Source organism: Mycobacterium sp. MAA66 (assembly GCF_041261665.1).
Classification (GTDB): Bacteria; Actinomycetota; Actinomycetes; order Mycobacteriales; family Mycobacteriaceae; genus Mycobacterium.
The window spans coordinates 1-17,231 of the sequence record NZ_JBGCCC010000008.1; the positions used below are offsets into that span (position 1 = coordinate 1).

The 17,231-nt window shown below is 66.5% G+C and carries 14 protein-coding genes; 11 read left to right on the forward strand and 3 right to left on the reverse strand.

Features of this window, described 5'->3' with window-relative positions; translation table 11 throughout:
• Positions 1-217 precede the first annotated feature (217 nt).
• From ABIA30_RS20160 to secA, 7 genes are all read left to right on the forward strand, one after another.
• Positions 218-847 (forward strand): dTMP kinase, encoded by a 630-nt coding sequence (locus tag ABIA30_RS20160; RefSeq protein WP_370068636.1) that lies wholly within the window; start codon positions 218-220, stop codon positions 845-847.
• Positions 848-933: 86 nt separating this feature from the next.
• A complete protein-coding gene (gene mtrA, locus ABIA30_RS20165; RefSeq protein ID WP_370068638.1) occupies positions 934-1,620 on the forward strand; it encodes a two-component system response regulator MtrA in 687 nt (228 codons plus the stop codon).
• A 31-nt stretch (positions 1,621-1,651) separates the two neighbouring features.
• Positions 1,652-3,295, forward strand: coding sequence for an MtrAB system histidine kinase MtrB (gene mtrB / locus ABIA30_RS20170; RefSeq protein WP_370068640.1), 1,644 nt, complete (start codon positions 1,652-1,654; stop codon positions 3,293-3,295).
• On the forward strand, positions 3,292-5,055 hold the full coding sequence (gene lpqB, locus ABIA30_RS20175) for an MtrAB system accessory lipoprotein LpqB (RefSeq protein WP_370068642.1): 1,764 nt from the start codon (positions 3,292-3,294) through the stop codon (positions 5,053-5,055). The genes mtrB and lpqB overlap by 4 nt, the downstream gene beginning before the upstream one ends.
• Before the next feature lie 73 nt (positions 5,056-5,128).
• The gene (locus ABIA30_RS20180; RefSeq protein ID WP_370068644.1) at positions 5,129-5,752 is read left to right on the forward strand and encodes a ComF family protein; all 624 of its coding nucleotides are present in this window, start codon (positions 5,129-5,131) and stop codon (positions 5,750-5,752) included.
• Between the two features lie 344 nt (positions 5,753-6,096).
• On the forward strand, positions 6,097-6,723 hold the full coding sequence (gene hpf, locus ABIA30_RS20185; protein ID WP_370069034.1) for a ribosome hibernation-promoting factor, HPF/YfiA family: 627 nt from the start codon (positions 6,097-6,099) through the stop codon (positions 6,721-6,723).
• Positions 6,724-6,881: 158 nt separating this feature from the next.
• Positions 6,882-9,671, forward strand: a complete 2,790-nt coding sequence (secA, locus tag ABIA30_RS20190) for a preprotein translocase subunit SecA (RefSeq protein ID WP_370068646.1) — start codon at positions 6,882-6,884, stop codon at positions 9,669-9,671.
• 21 nt (positions 9,672-9,692) lie between these two features.
• Here the strand turns inward: secA and ABIA30_RS20195 are convergent, their stop codons facing one another.
• The gene (locus ABIA30_RS20195) at positions 9,693-10,181 is read right to left on the reverse strand and encodes an Rv3235 family protein (RefSeq protein WP_370068648.1); all 489 of its coding nucleotides are present in this window, start codon (positions 10,179-10,181) and stop codon (positions 9,693-9,695) included.
• Positions 10,182-10,343: 162 nt separating this feature from the next.
• Between ABIA30_RS20195 and ABIA30_RS20200 the strand changes: the two genes are divergently transcribed.
• From ABIA30_RS20200 to ABIA30_RS20215, 4 genes are all read left to right on the forward strand, one after another.
• Positions 10,344-11,753: a wax ester/triacylglycerol synthase family O-acyltransferase gene (locus ABIA30_RS20200; RefSeq protein WP_370068650.1), complete on the forward strand. Its 1,410-nt coding sequence runs from the start codon at positions 10,344-10,346 to the stop codon at positions 11,751-11,753.
• A gap of 47 nt (positions 11,754-11,800) precedes the next feature.
• Positions 11,801-12,295, forward strand: coding sequence for a hypothetical protein (locus tag ABIA30_RS20205; protein ID WP_370068652.1), 495 nt, complete (start codon positions 11,801-11,803; stop codon positions 12,293-12,295).
• A 106-nt stretch (positions 12,296-12,401) separates the two neighbouring features.
• Positions 12,402-13,544 (forward strand): ferredoxin reductase, encoded by a 1,143-nt coding sequence (locus tag ABIA30_RS20210; protein WP_370068654.1) that lies wholly within the window; start codon positions 12,402-12,404, stop codon positions 13,542-13,544.
• 98 nt (positions 13,545-13,642) lie between these two features.
• On the forward strand, positions 13,643-14,875 hold the full coding sequence (locus ABIA30_RS20215) for a fatty acid desaturase (protein WP_370068656.1): 1,233 nt from the start codon (positions 13,643-13,645) through the stop codon (positions 14,873-14,875).
• Between the two features lie 102 nt (positions 14,876-14,977).
• Here the strand turns inward: ABIA30_RS20215 and rsgA are convergent, their stop codons facing one another.
• A complete protein-coding gene (rsgA, locus tag ABIA30_RS20220; RefSeq protein WP_370068658.1) occupies positions 14,978-15,955 on the reverse strand; it encodes a ribosome small subunit-dependent GTPase A in 978 nt (325 codons plus the stop codon).
• Between the two features lies 1 nt (position 15,956).
• On the reverse strand, positions 15,957-17,231 hold the full coding sequence (aroA, locus tag ABIA30_RS20225; RefSeq protein WP_370068660.1) for a 3-phosphoshikimate 1-carboxyvinyltransferase: 1,275 nt from the start codon (positions 17,229-17,231) through the stop codon (positions 15,957-15,959).

Genomic DNA, 17,231 nt, shown 5'->3' on the forward strand with positions numbered 1-17,231 from the left:
TACTGGACGTCGGCCAACCCCGCACCAACCAATACCACCACCCCACCCTCTACCCGATAGAAGGCAACGACGATGACGAAACAGACAGTCCCACAGGGTAATTCGGTCAGTCGTGCGTTGGAGTGTCGGCGTCTGCGTCGAGCACCTGACATCTGTCGCGGCGGTTACGGCAACTGATGTAGCGGCACTACGTCGGTCCCATGGCTACGCTGCACGCGTGCTGATCGCAATCGAAGGCGTCGACGGCGCGGGCAAGAACACCCTGACCCAGGGGTTGCGCACGCACCTTGAAGGACAGGGCAAGTCCACTGCCACGTTGGCCTTCCCGCGCTATCACCAGTCGTTCGAGGCCGACATCGCTGCTGAGGCGTTGCACGGCCAACACGGCGACCTGTCGGAGTCGGTGTACGCGATGGCGATGCTGTTCGCGCTCGACCGTGCAGGCGCCAAGGCCGACATCGCCGCGCTGCAGGCCGAACACGACATAGTGATCCTGGATCGCTACGTCGCCTCGAATGCCGCCTACAGCGCCGCCCGCTTGCACCAGGGCGCGGACGGCGCGGTGGTCGCCTGGGTGCGTCAGCTGGAGTTCGAACGGCTCGCGTTGCCGGTGCCGGATTGGCAGCTTTATCTGAACGTGCCCACCGAACTGGCGGCGCAGCGGGCCGCTCAACGTGAGCAGCACGACGCTGCCCGGTCCCGCGACGCCTATGAACGTGACGGCGGTCTGCAGCGCCGCACCGGGCAGGTGTACAGCGCGCTGGCGGCCGAAAATTGGGCTGGCCGTTGGGCTCTGGTGGCGCCGGACGTCCAACCGGCCGAGTTGGCCGCCCGACTGCTGGCGTGAATCCGGCGAGCCGCTGAACGGCGAGTTGTGACGGATGTGCAAAACACCCAGTCGAGATCACGGGTTTATCGCGATCTGGTGACACGATGGATGCCATGAGGCAACGCATTCTGGTCGTTGACGACGACCCATCGCTGGCCGAGATGCTCACCATCGTGTTGCGTGGTGAGGGTTTCGACACCGCTGTCATCGGTGACGGCAGCCAGGCGCTGACTGCGGTCCGTGAATTGCGGCCGGATTTGGTGCTGCTCGACCTCATGTTGCCCGGGATGAATGGCATCGACGTGTGCCGGGTGCTGCGGGCCGACTCAGGCGTGCCGATCGTCATGCTGACCGCCAAGACCGACACTGTCGACGTGGTGCTCGGCCTGGAATCCGGCGCCGACGACTATGTGATGAAGCCGTTCAAGCCCAAGGAGCTGGTGGCCCGGGTTCGCGCCCGACTGCGCCGCAACGACGATGAGCCCGCAGAGATGCTGTCCATCGCCGACATCGATATCGATGTGCCGGCCCACAAGGTGACTCGCGGCGGTGAGCAGATCTCGCTCACGCCACTGGAATTCGATCTGCTGGTCGCGCTGGCCCGCAAGCCGCGGCAGGTATTTACTCGTGATGTGCTGCTCGAACAGGTGTGGGGCTACCGGCATCCGGCCGACACCCGGTTGGTGAATGTGCATGTTCAGCGGCTGCGGGCCAAGGTTGAGAAAGACCCGGAGAACCCGCAGGTGGTCCTGACCGTTCGAGGAGTGGGATACAAGGCCGGACCCCCGTGATCGGCAGTGACGGCGACTGCAGGCGGCGCCGGTGATCTTTGGTACGAGGCGGCGTCTGCGTAGCCGTTTCGGTTCGGCCCCGATGTTGCGGGGTCTGGGTGCGATCGGCCGTGTCGTCGGTTACGCATGGCGTCGTTCCCTGCAGTTGCGAGTGGTCTCGTTGACACTCGGTCTGTCGCTGGCCGTCATCTTGGTGCTCGGCTTTGTGCTGACCAGCCAGGTCACGGACCGCATCCTGGAGTCGAAGGTGCGTGCCGCCACCGAAGAGATCGAGCGAGCCCGAAATGCGGTGAGCGGCATCGTCGGCGGCGAGGAGACACGCTCGCTGGACAGCAGCCTGCAGCTGGCCCGCAACACCCTGATCGACCGTAAGGCCAACACCGGCGCGGGGCTGGCCGGCGCCTTCGATGCGGTGCTGGTGGTGCCGGGCGACGGGCCACGTGCGGCGACCGCGGCCGGTCCGGTCAGTGAAGTTCCGAACACCTTGCGCGATTTCGTCAAGGCCGGCCAGGTCAGTTACCAGTACGCCACCGTGCACACCGATGGTTACTCCGGCCCAGCATTGGTGGTCGGCAGCCCGACGTCCTCGCAGGTCACCAATCTTGAGCTCTACCTGATCTTTCCGCTGACCAACGAGGAAAGCACCATCACCCTGGTCCGCGGCACCATGGCCACCGGCGGCGTGGTGCTCCTGGGTCTGCTCGCGGCGATCGCTCTGCTGGTGGCTCGGCAGATCGTGCTGCCGGTCCGATCCGCCTCGCGTATCGCGGAACGGTTCGCCGAGGGGCATCTGACCGAACGCATGCCGGTCCGCGGTGAGGACGACATGGCGCGGCTGGCGGTGTCGTTCAACGATATGGCCGAGAGTCTGCACCGGCAGATCACCCAGCTCGAAGAGTTCGGAAATCTGCAGCGGCGCTTCACTTCTGATGTCAGTCATGAACTACGCACCCCGCTGACCACGGTGCGGATGGCGGCCGATCTCATCTACGACCACAGTGAGGAACTGGAACCGGCACTACGCCGCTCCACCGAGCTGATGGTCAACGAACTCGACCGGTTCGAGGGACTGCTCAACGACCTACTGGAGATCTCCCGGCACGACGCCGGCGTGGCCGAGTTGTCGGTGGAATCGGTGGATCTGCGCGACACGGTCCGCAGCGCTCTGGACAACGTCGGGCATCTGGCCGACGACGCCCACATCGATCTGGAAGTGGAACTTCCCGGCGATGCGGTGATCGCCGAGGTCGACCCGCGCCGAGTGGAACGAATTCTGCGTAACCTCATCGCCAACGCCATCGATCACGCCGAGAAGAAGCCGGTACAGATCCGGATGGCCGCCGACGAGGACACCGTGGCCGTGACCGTGCGCGACTTTGGTGTCGGGTTGCGACCGGGGGAGGAGAAGCTGGTATTCAGCCGGTTCTGGCGGTCCGATCCGTCGCGCGTGCGACGCTCGGGCGGCACCGGCCTGGGCCTGGCCATCAGCATCGAGGACGCTCGGCTGCACCAGGGCCGGTTGGAGGCCTGGGGCGAACCGGGCAACGGAGCCTGTTTCCGGATGACCCTGCCGCTGGTCCGTGGCCACAAGGTCACCACCAGTCCGCTTCCGCTGAAACCTGTTGCGCCCGAACGTTCGCCGCGAGAGCCGCAGCCCGCCGGGGACAGCACATGACCCGTGTCCTACTGGCCTGCTGGGTGGTGCTGACGTTGGCCGTCGCCGGTTGTGCGGGGGTGCCCAGTTCATCGGCGCCACAGGCGGTCGGTACCGTCGAGCGGTCGGCTCCGCCCAGTCTGCCCACCCCGACGCCGGGCATGGATCCGGACGTGCTGCTGCGCGAATTCCTCAAGGCCACCGCCGATCCGGCGAACCGGCACCTGGCCGCGCGGCAGTTTCTCACCGAGTCCGCGTCGCGGGCCTGGGACGACGCCGGTAGCGCGCTGTTGATCGACCGGGTCGTCTTCGTGGAAACCCGTGGTGCCGAACGGGTTTCGGTGACCATGCACGCCGACATCCTGGGGTCGCTGTCGGATATCGGGGTGTTCGAGACCGGTGAAGGTGCGCTGCCCGATCCGGGTCCGATCGAGCTCGTCAAGACCACCGGCGGTTGGCGCATCGACAAGTTGCCCAATGGGGTTTTCCTGGACTGGCAGCAGTTCCAGGACACTTACAAGCGCGACACCCTGTACTTCGTGGACCCCACCGGTAAGACCGTGGTGCCCGATCCGCGCTATGTCGCAGTGGCCGACTCCGACCAGCTGGCCACCGAACTCGTGAGCAAGCTGGTGTCCGGTCCGCGGCCGGAAATGGCCAACACGGTGCGCAATCTGCTCGGTCCGCCGCTGCGGCTGCGCGGTCCGGTGACCCGGGCGGACGGCGGTAAGACCGGGGTGGGCAAGGGCTACGGCGGTGCCCGGATCGACCTGGAGAATCTCTCGACCACCGATCCACACAGTCGGCAAATGCTTGCCGCACAGATCATCTGGACCCTGTCGCGGGCCGGGGTCAACGGCCCGTACGTGATCAATGCCGACGGTGGGGCCCTGGACGATCGATTCGCCGAGGGGTGGAACACCTCCGACGTGGCGGCCACCGACCCAGGCGCCGATCCGGGGGCGGCGGCCGGGCTGCACGCGCTGGTCGGTGGGTCGCTGGTGACGTTTGACGGCGGCAACGCGCCTCGGGTGCCGGGGGCATTCGGGCAGCTGCCGGGCCAGGTGTCGGCGGCCCTGTCGCGCAGTGGCCAGGAAGCGGCGTCTGTGGTGACCGTCCGTCCCGGAGCCCCGGACATGTCATCGTCGCTCTGGGTCGGCCCGGTCAACGGCGACGCCTCGCAGGCCCTCGACGGACACACCCTGACTCGGCCCAGTTGGTCGCTGGACGATGCGATCTGGATCGTGGTGGACGGCAACAGCGTGGTGCGCGTCATCCAGGAGGCGGCGTCCGGGCAGCCGGCTCGGATCCCAGTGGATTCCACCGCGGTGGCCACCAGATTCCCCGGCCCGATTTCCGAACTGCAGTTGTCCCGCGACGCCACCCGCGCGGTGATGGTGATCAATGGCCAGGTGATCCTGGCCGGCGTCGAACAGACCCAGGGTGGCCAGTACGCACTGACTTATCCGCGCCGGCTGGGTTTCGGGCTGGGCAGTACCGCAGTGTCGTTGTCCTGGCGCACCGGCGACGACATCGTGGTGACGCGCACCGATCCGCAGAGTCCGGTGTCGTATGTGAACCTCGACGGCGTCAACTCCGACGGACCGACGCGCAACCTGACCGGTCCGGTGACGACCGTGGCGGCCAATCCGTCGACGGTGTACATCGCCGACCAGCGGGGTGTGATGCAGCTGTCCGGGTCGGCCCCCGACGGTGACCTGATGTGGGTTGACGTGCGGCCGCTGATCATCGCCGGCGCCCTCCCGGTACTGCCCGGCTGATCCGATCTCCCACGCGCGTGCGGGTCCGCACGCCGCCACGCCGGCTGTCGTACCCACCGGGCAGGCTGGCCACATGCTCGACCTGGTCCTGCCCCTCGCGTGCGGTGGCTGTGGCGCGCCGAAGACCCCGTGGTGCGATGCCTGCGCTGCTGAACTGACGGTGCGCCCGGATCACCCGCATCTCATCACGCCGCGACGCGACCCTGGTGTGCCGGTCTTCGCGCTCGGTCGTTACGCGGGCGCCCGACGGCAGGCGATCCTGGCGCTCAAGGAGCATGGCCGTACCGATCTGATGGCGCCGTTGGCACAGGCACTCTCCGAGTCGTTGGCGCACCTGCTCAGGTGGGGCGTGATCGTCGCGCCGATCACCGTGGTGCCCGCACCGACGCGGTTCTGGTCCGCGCGCCGTCGCGGCGGTGATCCGGTGGCCAGGATCGCCGCCGCGGCCGCGCCGGAACACGTCGCGGTGGTCAGAGCGCTGACCATGCGCGCGTTTGCTCGCGACTCGGTCGGCCTGTCCAGTGCACAACGTCAACGCAACGTCGAGGGTCGGATCCGGCAGCGTGCGGCCGTCGCCGACGAGGTCGTGTTGTTCGACGACATCGTCACCACCGGCGCCACCGCTACCGAGTCGGTGCGGGTCTTACGAGAGTCGGGTGTGCGCGTCGCGGCGGTTCTCGTGCTGGCGCATGCCTGAGCAATTCGCATGTATGACAAGCAATTCGGCATGCCGAGATCAAATCGACGTGAAGATCTCAAAACAGGTCTGCGAAATCGGTGGCACATGTGGGTGAACTCGGACTACCGTCGGCAGCAACCATCCGTGAAGCCTCACGGCGGCGCCACTGCATACTCCGGCGCCAATCGCTGACAGCGATAGGAGGTGAGTACTCGACACCTTGCGCTGTGTGCGGCGAACATCGCTCCTGCCCGCTCGGCGCTCTGTCCCAGAAAGACCCGCGCACGCACTGTGCGCGCGATGCGAAGAGAAACGAGTTGCATTCCATGTCAACCCATTCTGTGGAAACTGCCCGATCGACCATGGTTGTCGACACCGACGAGCCGATCCTGACCAACCAAGCCGACGTCGTAGTCAAGGGCCATAACGTCGAGGTCCCCGAACACTTCCGCATCTACGTCGCGGAGAAGCTCTCCCGCTTGGAGCGCTTCGACCGCACCATCTATATGTTCGACGTCGAACTCGACCACGAGAAGAATCGGCGACAACGCAAGAACTGCCAGCACGTCGAAATCACTGCCCGCGGCCGTGGCCCGGTAGTGCGCGGCGAGGCTTGCGCAGACAGTTTTTATGCGGCCCTGGAGGCCGCTGTCGCCAAGCTGGAGAACCGGCTGCGTCGCAGCAAGGACCGCCGCAAGATCCACTACGGCGACAAGACCCCGGTCGGGCTGGCCGAAGCGACGGCCATCCTGCCGCCGCCGGAGGCTGCGGCGACCGCTGACGAGTCTTCGATGGTCGACGACCACGTTCCCGGCCAGGTGGTGCGCGTCAAGGAACACGCGGCCAACCCGATGACCGTCGATGACGCCCTTTACGAGATGGAGCTGGTCGGGCACGACTTCTTCCTGTTCCACGACAAGGAGAGCGACCGCCCGACGGTGGTCTATCGTCGCCACGCCTATGACTACGGGCTGATCAGGCTCAACTGAGCCATCCGACTGATCCGGCTGGACTGAACCAACCCCCAATGAGCCCTCGGCGAGAACCGCCGAGGGCTCATTCGACCAGCGGTGTTTCGCGTTCCCCTACGATGGGTCACGTCTAACCAGCTGACGTGTATCCGTTCCAAACCCACAGGGGAATTAGCGTGCTGTCGAAGTTGCTCCGTCTCGGTGAAGGCCGCATGGTCAAGCGCCTGCAAAAGGTCGCCGAGTACGTCGAGTCCTTGTCCGCCGAAATGGAGAAGCTCACCGACGACGAGCTGCGGGGCAAGACCGCCGAATTCCAGCAGCGTGTGGCTGACGGAGCCGACATCGACGACCTGTTGCCCGAGGCTTTCGCGGTGGCCCGCGAGGCGGCCTGGCGCGTGCTCGGCCAGAAGCACTTCGAAGTGCAGGTCATGGGCGGAGCGGCCCTGCACTACGGAAACGTCGCCGAGATGAAGACCGGTGAGGGCAAGACTCTGACCGCCGTGCTGCCGGCCTATCTCAACGCGCTGGCCGGCAAGGGCGTGCACGTCGTCACCGTCAACGACTACCTGGCCCGACGCGACAGCGAGCAGATGGGCCGTGTGCACCGGTTCCTGGGCCTGGAAGTCGGGGTGATCCTGTCCCAGATGACCCCGGACGAACGCCGGGCCGCCTACGCCGCGGACATCACCTACGGCACCAACAACGAATTCGGCTTCGATTACCTGCGCGACAACATGGCGCACTCGGACGAAGAGATGGTGCAGCGGGGCCACAACTTCGCCATCGTCGACGAGGTCGACTCGATTCTGATCGACGAGGCCCGTACGCCGCTGATCATCTCCGGCCCGGCCGATGCCGCCTCGAACTGGTACACCGAATTCGCCCGCATCATCCCGCTGATGGAAAAGGACGTCCACTACGAGGTGGACATCAAGAAGCGCACCATCGGCGTGCATGAGCTGGGCGTGGAGTTCGTCGAGGACCAGCTGGGCATCGAGAACCTGTACGAGGCGGCCAACTCGCCCCTGGTCAGTTACCTGAACAACGCCATCAAGGCCCAGGAGCTGTTCCACCGCGACAAGGACTACATCGTTCGCGACGGCGAGGTCATCATCGTCGACGAGTTCACCGGCCGCGTGCTGGTGGGCCGGCGCTACAACGAGGGCATGCACCAGGCCATCGAGGCCAAGGAGCACGTCGAGATCAAGGCCGAGAACCAGACGCTGGCCACCATCACGCTGCAGAACTACTTCCGGCTCTACGACAAGCTGTCCGGCATGACCGGTACGGCCCAGACCGAGGCAGCCGAGCTACACGAGATCTACAAGCTCGGTGTGGTGCCGATCCCGACCAACCGGCCGATGGTTCGCACCGACCAGTCCGACCTGATCTACAAGACCGAAGAGGCCAAGTACATCGCGGTCGTCGACGATGTGGCCGAACGTTATGAGAAGGGCCAGCCGGTCCTGATCGGTACCACCAGCGTGGAACGTTCGGAGTACCTGTCCCGCCAGTTCACCAAGCGCAAGATCCCGCACAACGTGCTCAACGCCAAGTACCACGAGCAGGAGGCGAACATCGTCGCCGAGGCCGGCCGGCTCGGCGCGATCACCGTCGCCACCAACATGGCCGGTCGTGGTACCGACATCGTGCTCGGCGGTAACGTCGAGTTCCTGGCCGACACCCGGCTGCGCAGGCGCGGCCTGGATCCGGTGGAGACGCCGGAGGAGTACGAGGCAGCCTGGGAGCAGACGGTCACCGAGATCAAGGCCGAGGCCAAGAAGGAAGCCGAGGACGTGGTCGCATCCGGCGGTCTGTACGTGCTGGGTACCGAGCGGCACGAGTCGCGCCGGATCGACAACCAGCTGCGTGGTCGCTCCGGCCGGCAGGGTGACCCGGGTGAATCGCGGTTCTACCTGTCGCTGGCCGACGAGCTGATGCGCCGGTTCAACGGTGCGACCCTCGAAGCGTTGCTCACCCGGCTGAACCTGCCCGAGGACGTGCCGATCGAGGCCAAGATGGTCACCCGTGCCATCAAGAGCGCGCAGACCCAGGTCGAGCAGCAGAACTTCGAGATCCGCAAGAACGTGCTCAAGTACGACGAGGTGATGAACCAGCAGCGCAAGGTCATCTATAAAGAGCGCCGGATGATCATGGAGGGTGAGAACCTCCAGGAGCAGGCTCACCAGATGCTGGTCGACGTGATCACCGCCTACGTCGACGGTGCCACCGCCGAGGGTTACTCGGAGGACTGGGACCTGGCCAAGCTGTGGGACGCGCTCAAGACGCTGTACCCCGTGGGCATCGACTACCACGATCTGGTGCACACGGATACGGTCGGAGAGCCCGGCGAGCTGACCCGCGACGAGCTGCACGCGGCGTTGCTCGATGATGCCGAAAAGGCTTACGCCAAGCGGGAAGCCGACCTGGAGGGGATCGCCGGGCCGGGTGCCATGCGGCAGCTGGAGCGCAGCGTGCTGCTCAACGTCGTCGACCGCAAGTGGCGCGAGCACCTCTACGAGATGGACTATCTCAAGGAGGGCATCGGCCTGCGTGCCATGGCTCAGCGTGACCCGTTGGTCGAATACCAGCGCGAGGGTTACGACATGTTCACCGCCATGCTCGACGGCATGAAGGAGGAGTCCGTCGGGTTCCTGTTCAATGTGCAGGTCGAGGCTCAGCAGGCGCCCCAGGTCGCGACGATGGCGGCTCCGCAAGGGCTGGCCCAGTTCGCCGCTGACGCCGCTGCTGCGGCCGAGTCCGGCGAGGCTCCCCGCGAGCAGATACCCGCCGCGCCGGCGGCGACGTTGCACGCCAAGGGAATTGACGAGAAGGCGCCGGCGCTCACCTACACCGGCCCGTCCGAGGACGGTAGCGCCGAGGTTCGTCGCGAAGGTGGCCGCCATGCCGCACCGACCTCGCGCCGCGAGCGTCGGGAGGCTGCCCGTCGCCAGAAGCGCGGCTAGCCTCGGCTTCGGCGCGGCCGGTCAGCCCAGCTGCAACGCCACCAATTGCCAACGCCCACCGGTGTTTTCGATGCGACCGGCGGCCGCGCGGACTCGCTGTCCGCGGGTGAAGGTGGCGAACAGCTCGGCGGCGGTGGCGCGTCCAGCGGTGTGCTGTGCGGTTCGGAGCCGGACTCGCCGCAGCACGGCGCAGCCATCGGGCTGCCCGTCGCGGGCCAGTACGGCGATGGCGTCCAGTAGCGCGGGTGCGACCAGTGACCGCAACTGGCCGGACGGACGGCGCCGATCGGCCACCTCGAGCACCCGGCGCAGTGTGGTGTCGGCGAATATCAGTGCGTCCCGTGGTGGCGCGATGTCCGGCCGGGGCGCGGGGGCCGGTACCGCGTGCAACCGGCGTACTGGGACGGCATGTACCGCTGAATTCAGCGGTGGCGGTTCGTAATCGAAGATCGGACGGGTGATCGCCGCGGCGGAGATCGCCGAGGTGCAGGTCGAAATTGATGCGGTCACAACGTCTCCAGCGGTCGGTCAACACGGGCGTCGTCTGCTGGAGAGGCGCGGACCTGTTTATGATCCCACGGCTGGGTGACGCCGCCTGACGCCAATGCTGCGGGGTGCCCGGGTTGGCGACTACGGTGACGGGGTCGTAAGAAGCAAAGGGGAGACATCTTCATGGTGACCCGGTTGTCGGCGTCTGATGCGTCGTTCTACCGCTTGGAGAATTCCTCCACCCCGATGTATGTCGGCACGCTGTCGATCTTGCGCCGCCCGCGCACGGGCTTGAGTTACGAGACGCTGTTGCGGGCGGTGGAGGCCCGATTACCGCAGATCCCGCGCTATCGGCAGAAGGTGCGTGAGGTCACCCTGGGTCTGGCCCGGCCGGTATGGGTCGACGACCGCGACTTCGACATCACGTACCACGTCAGGCGTTCGGCGCTGCCGTCCCCGGGCAGCGATGCCCAGTTGCACGACCTGGTGGCGCGGCTGGGTTCGCGGCCGCTCGACAAGACCCGGCCACTGTGGGAGATGTGCCTGGTCGAAGGGCTGTCGAAGAACCGGGTCGCGATCTACACCAAGACCCACCAGGCCCTGGTCAACGGGATGTCGGCACTGGAGATCGGGCACGTCATCGCCGATCGGACGCCCAAACCGCCGGAGTTCGGCGAGGACATCTGGATTCCCGGTCGTGAACCCAGCGACACCAGGCTGCTGCTGGGCGCGGTGGGTGAGTGGATCACCCGGCCGACCGTCCAGCTGGCCGCGGTACGGTCCGCCGCCGTCGACATGATCACCAGCACCGAGCAGCTGGTCGACGCCGGTCGCCGCGTCATCGACATGGCCCGCACGTTCGCCCGCGGCACCGCGCCGAGCAGTCCACTGAACACCACGGTGTCGCGCAACCGGCGCTTTACGGTGGCCGTGCACGACCTGGAGGACTATCGGCGGCTGCGGTCCCGCTTCGACTGCGATGTCAACGACGTGGTGCTGGCCGTGATCGCCGGCGCGCTGCGAAACTGGCTGTTGTCCCGCGGTGAGCCGGCGGCGTCGGGGTCGATGGTCCGGGCCATGGCGCCGGTGTCGGTGTATCCCGACGCCGAGCTCGACGGCGCCGGCCCGGGTCAGGCCATCAGCGAGGTGTCACCGTTCCTGGTCGACCTGCCGGTTGGCGAGGGCAACGCGGTGGTCCGGCTGTCGCAGATCGCGCATGCCACCGAAACCCAGGCCACCGCGGCCAGCCTGGTGGACGCTCGCACCATCGTGACGCTGTCCGGGTTCGCGCCGCCGACGTTGCACGCCATGGGAACTCGAGTCGCCACCAGTTTTCCGGCTCGCCAGTTCAATCTGTTGATCACCAATGTGCCGGGCGCGCAGCGGCAGATGTATGTCGCCGGAACCAAGCTGCTCGACACCTACGCGGTGCCACCGCTGCTGAACAACCAGGTGCTGGCGCTCGGTGTCACGTCCTACAACGGCATGCTGTATTTCGGCATCAATGCCGACCGCGAGGCGATGAGCGATGTCGAGGTCCTGCCGAGTCTGCTGCGTGAATCGCTCGACGAGCTAATCGAGGCCGCCAAGTAGCGCGTTGCTGATGGCCCGGCCGACCGGCCGCCGCTACAGTCGCTCCCGTGCGCGTCTACATCCCGGCGACCTTGGCCATGCTGACCCAGCTTGTGGCCGACGGATCGATGCCTGCGCGCAGCGGCACCGCCTTCGCGGTGACCCCGGCGTTGCGGGAGGCCTATTCGCACGGCGACGAGGACGAGCTGTCCGAGATCGCCCTGCGAGAGGCGGCTCTGGCTTCGCTGCGGTTGCTGTCGGGGGAGGCATCCGAATTGCCGCCGCGGCGGGCGGTGCTGGTCGCCGAGGCCGAGTCGGCCACGGTGCGTCCGGATCTGGACGACGCGGTGGTCCGGTTGGACGGGCACATCTCGTTGCGCGATGTCATCGCCGTATACGTCGACAATGCCGCCGCCGAGTCGGCGGTGCTCGCCGCCGTAGGGGTGGTCGACGAAGCCGACCTGGGCGATGAGGATGCCGAGCTCACCGTCGGTGATGCCCAGGATCACGATCTGGCCTGGTACGCGCCGTCGGAGCTGCCGTTCCTGCTGGAGCTGCTCTGACCGGGCGGCAGAGAATAGTCGGTACGGGGGCGTAAGTTACGGTACCGTAGGTAAGCGACGCGCCGGTTGAAACTGATCGGCGGTGCCTACCTAAGCGGGAGTCCACGTGGCCAAGAACCACATCAAGATCGCGGCCAACGTCGCCGATACGGTGCGGCCGACCGTTGCCGGCGCCAAGGAGCGTCCGGGCTGGCACGCCCTGCGCCAGCTCGCCACCCGGATCACCACGCCGTTGCTGCCCGACGACTATCTCAAGCTGGCCAACCCGCTGTGGTCGGCCCGCGAGCTGCGGGGCCGGGTGGTCGACGTACGTCGCGAGACCGAGGATTCGGCCACTCTGGTGATCAAGCCCGGCTGGGGTTTCTCATTCGACTATCGCCCCGGCCAATACGTCGGTATCGGTGTGTTGGTGGACGGTCGCTGGCGCTGGCGCTCCTATTCGCTGACCTCCAGCCCGGTGCAATCGGACGTCGACAAGACCATCACCATCACGGTCAAGGCGATGCCCGAGGGTTTTCTGTCCACCCATCTGGTCGGTGGTGTGGCGCCCGGAACCATCGTGCGGTTGGCCGCGCCGCAGGGCGAGTTCGTCATGTCGGACCCGGCGCCGGCGTCGGTGCTGTTCATCACCGCGGGATCGGGCATCACGCCGATCATGTCCATGCTGCGCACGCTGGCGCGTCGTGAGCAGATCACCGACATCGTCCACCTGCACTCGGCACCAACTGAGTCCGACGTGATCTTCGCCGAGGAGCTGGCCACGTTCGAGCGCAACCACCCTGGTTACCGGCTCCAGCTGCGCACCACCCGCACCGAAGGGCGGCTGGACCTGAACCGGCTCGACGACGTCGTCGCCGACTGGCGTCAGCGTCAGGTGTGGGCATGTGGTCCCGAAGCGATGCTCGGCGACGCCGAGCGGCTGTTCACCAGCGCGGGTCTTCGGGATCAGCTGCACCTGGAGCGGTTCGCCGCTTCGCGTGCGGCCGCGCGCGGTACCGGCGGTGTCATCACCTTCGAGCGCACCGGCAAGAGCGTCACCGCAGATGCCGCGACATCGCTGATGGAGGCCGGCGAGCAGGCCGGCGTCCAGATGCCGTTCGGTTGCCGGATGGGGATCTGTCAGTCCTGTGTAGTGGGCCTGGTCGGCGGCCACGTGCGGGATCTGCGGACCGGAGAAGAACGTGAGCCGGGCAGTCGGGTGCAAACATGTATTTCCGCTGCGGCAGGCGACTGCGTGCTGGATGCTTGACGTTCGGGAAAATTTGGCGAAGTTTTCAAAATTAGCTTCGGCGTAACCTACGATCGCGTAGGTTACGCTACCGTAGGTAGAAGGAAGGAGGTCGGCAGATGGCAGTGACTGACGTACCGGTGTTCGCTCATCTCTCCGATGCGGACATCGAAGCTCTCGGTATCGAGCTGGACGCCATCCGGCAGGATATCGAGGATTCCCGCGGCGAGCGCGATGCGCGCTACATCCGCCGCACCATCGCCGCTCAGCGCACGCTGGAACTCTCCAGCCGGTTGATCCTGGCTGCCAGCTCCCGGCGCTGGGCCTGGTGGACCGGCAGCGCAGCACTCGGCGTGGCCAAGATCATCGAGAACATGGAGATCGGCCACAACGTCATGCACGGCCAGTGGGACTGGATGAACGATCCCGAGATTCACTCCTCGACGTGGGAGTGGGATATGAGCGGGGCGTCCAAGCACTGGCGGTTCACCCACAACTTCATGCATCACAAGTACACCAACATCCTGGGCATGGACGACGACGTGGGCTACGGCGTCATCCGGGTCACCCGCGATGCGCGATGGCGGCCGTTCAATCTCTACGGCAATCTGCTCTTCAACACGCTTCTGGCGGTCGGTTTCGAGTGGGGCGTCGGTCTGCAGCACCTGGAACTCGGCAAGATCTTCAAGGGCCGAGACAATCGCGCTGCCACGCTGGTCAGGGTGCGGGAATTCGCCACCAAGGCCGCACACCAGCTGACCAAGGACTATGTCGCGTACCCCGCGATCACGTCATTGTCGCCCGGTGCCACCTTCTCCTCGACGCTCAAGGCCAACGCGCTGGCTAACGTCATTCGCAACGTGTGGTCGAACGCGGTGATCTTCTGCGGCCATTTCCCCGACGGCGCAGAGAAATTCACCAAGACCGACATGGTTGGTGAGTCGCGCGGGCAGTGGTACCTGCGGCAGATGCTGGGTAGTGCCAACTTCAACTCGGGCCCGGCGCTGCGCTTCATGAGCGGCAACCTGAGCCATCAGATCGAGCATCACCTGTTCCCGGACCTGCCGAGCAACCGGTACGCCGAGATCTCGATCCGGGTGCGCGCACTGTGCGAGAAGTACGACCTGCCTTACACCACCGGGCCGTTCCTGGTGCAGTACGGCAAGACCTGGCGCACCATCGCCAAGCTGTCGTTGCCGGACAAGTTCCTGTCCGGCACTGTCGATGACGCTCCGGAGACTCGTAGCGAGCGGATGTTCGACGAGTTGCCGGTGGATTCGCGACGCGGTCTCAAGTCGTCCATCGCCGCGGTGCGGGCCAAGCGTCGCCTCAAGCGGGCGGTCGAGGCCTAACTGTTCTCTCGCGAGCAGAGGTAATACTGCCCCTTTTCCAGTGGAAGAGGGGCAGTTTTGCTGGGGCCACCGCCCACTGAAGGGCCTGCTCGCCAACAGGATTCAGTACGCCGGCTCGCCCAGCACCGCGAGCAACCGCCGCGCGGCGGCCACCCGGTCCATTGCCGGACCGGTCAATGCGTCCAGTGCACATTCGGGGTCGGCCGGCGGGCCCATGTGCCCGCACCCGCGGGGGCAGTCCTCGATCGCCTCGGCGAGGTCCGAAAATGCCAGCAGCACATCGTCGGGCTTGATATGGGCCAGCCCGAACGAGCGGATGCCAGGCGTGTCGATCACCCAGCCGTCGTCCAAAGACAGTGCCACCGACTGGGTCGAGGTGTGCTTGCCCTTTCCGACGCCGGACACCTCTCCGATGGCCCGATCAGCCAGCGGCACAAGGCGATTGACCAACGTGGATTTGCCGACGCCGGAGTGGCCGAGCAGCACTGTCACCTGACCGGCCAATAGCGGCGCCACTGCGTCGAGCGGATCGTCGCGGCCGGCGGTCACGATCGTCAGGTCCAGGCCGGCGAACTCGGCGGCAAATGGCTCGGCCGGCGCCAGATCGGTCTTGGTCAGACACAGGACCGGCCGCAGCCCGCCGACGTAGGCGGCGATCAGGGCCCGCTGCACCAAACCGGCCCGCGGCGGGGGATCGGCCAGGGCCACCACCATGAGCAATTGGTCGGCGTTGGCCACCACCACCCGTTCGGTGGGGTCGGTGTCATCGGCGGTGCGGCGCAACACCGTTCGGCGGTCCTCCCGCCGGACGATCCTGGCCAGCGAGTCGGGCCGGCCGGACAGATCGCCGACGATGCCGACCGAATCGCCGACGACGATGGGGGTGCGGCCCAGTTCCCGGGCCCGCATGGCGGTGACGATGTGTCCGGGATCGCCGTTCAGTGCGCAACCCCACCGGCCGCGGTCGACGGTGACCACCATCGCCTCGAGGGCATCTGCGTGGGTGGGCCGGTTCTTGGTGCGCGGCCGCGAACCCTTGCCCGAGCGCACTCGGACATCGGATTCGTCATACTCGCGCAAGCTATTTCCCTGCCAGCATGTCGGCCCACATGCCGGGGAAGTCGGGCAGGGTCTTGGCCGTGGTGCCGATGTCCTCCACCTGCACGCCGGACACCCGAAGTCCGATTATGGCGCCCGCGGTGGCCATCCGATGGTCGGCGTAGGAGTGCCAAACCCCTTGGTGCAGAGGACAGGCAGTGATCAAGAGCCCGTCGTCGGTCTCTGCGCATTGGCCGCCCAGGCCGTTGATCTCGGCGGTCAGCGCGGCCAGTCGGTCGGTCTCGTGTCCGCGCAGGTGCGCGATGCCGGAAAGTCTGGATACCGAACCGGGGGCGGCCAGGGTCGCGAGCGCGGCCATCGACGGCGCCAGCTCGCCGACCTCGTTGAGGTCGACATCGAACCCGTCGAAACCGGCTGGGCCCTGCACCACAAGGTACGAATCCTCGATGCGGACAGTGCAATTCACCTTGCCCAGCAGCTCCAGAATGGTGCCGGACGGCTGCACGCTGTGCTGCGGCCAGTGCGCCAACCGTACGGTACCGCCGGTCACCGCGGCCGCCGCCAGGAACGGCACCGAATTGGACAGGTCGGGCTCGATGGCCCAGTGTAGTGCGGCCACCGGACCGGGGGCCACGGTCCATCGGTTGGATTGCGAATCATCAACGGCCACGCCGGCATCACGCAGCATGGACACCGTCATCGCGATGTGCGGCGCCGACGGCACCGATTCGCCGGTGTGCACCACCGTCAGTCCGGACCGAAAAGTGGCGCCCGACAACAACAGTCCGGACACGAACTGCGATGATGCCGACGCGTCGATGTGCACCTCACCGCCGGCCACCCCGCCGGTCCCGTGCACGGTGAAGGGCATGCCGGCGCCGTCGATGCCGACGCCCAGCCCGCGCATGGCATCGAGCAGCGGAGTGATGGGCCGGGCCTTGGCCTGCTCGTCGCCGTCAAAGGTGACCAGACGCGCGCCGAGGGCTGCCAATGGCGGCACGAACCGCAGCACGGTACCGGCCAGGCCGCAGTCGATCCGCACATCGCCGGCCGGCGAGAGCACGCCGCCGACCGTCAGGTCGGTGCCTGCGCCGTCGATGCGGACGCCGAGCGCCTGCAGCGCCGCGATCATCAGGTTGGTGTCCCGGCTGCGCAGCGCGCCGCCGACTGTGGATACGCCCTGCGCAGTGCCCAGCGCCGCCAGGATCAGCGCACGGTTGGTCTGCGATTTCGAGCCGGGCACGGTGACAGTGGCCTGCACCGGGCCGGTCGCCGAGGGTGCGGGCCAGGATTCCAT

Coding starts and splice junctions, on each gene's coding strand:
- ABIA30_RS20200 (WP_370068650.1), top strand. CDS start 10,344: ATGGTGACCCGGTTGTCGGCGTCTGATGCGTCGTTCTACCGCTTGGAG.
- hpf (WP_370069034.1), top strand. CDS start 6,097: ATGGTTGTCGACACCGACGAGCCGATCCTGACCAACCAAGCCGACGTC.
- mtrA (WP_370068638.1), top strand. CDS start 934: ATGGATGCCATGAGGCAACGCATTCTGGTCGTTGACGACGACCCATCG.
- aroA (WP_370068660.1), bottom strand. CDS start 17,231: ATGGAATCCTGGCCCGCACCCTCGGCGACCGGCCCGGTGCAGGCCACT.
- ABIA30_RS20180 (WP_370068644.1), top strand. CDS start 5,129: ATGCTCGACCTGGTCCTGCCCCTCGCGTGCGGTGGCTGTGGCGCGCCG.
- lpqB (WP_370068642.1), top strand. CDS start 3,292: ATGACCCGTGTCCTACTGGCCTGCTGGGTGGTGCTGACGTTGGCCGTC.
- ABIA30_RS20215 (WP_370068656.1), top strand. CDS start 13,643: ATGGCAGTGACTGACGTACCGGTGTTCGCTCATCTCTCCGATGCGGAC.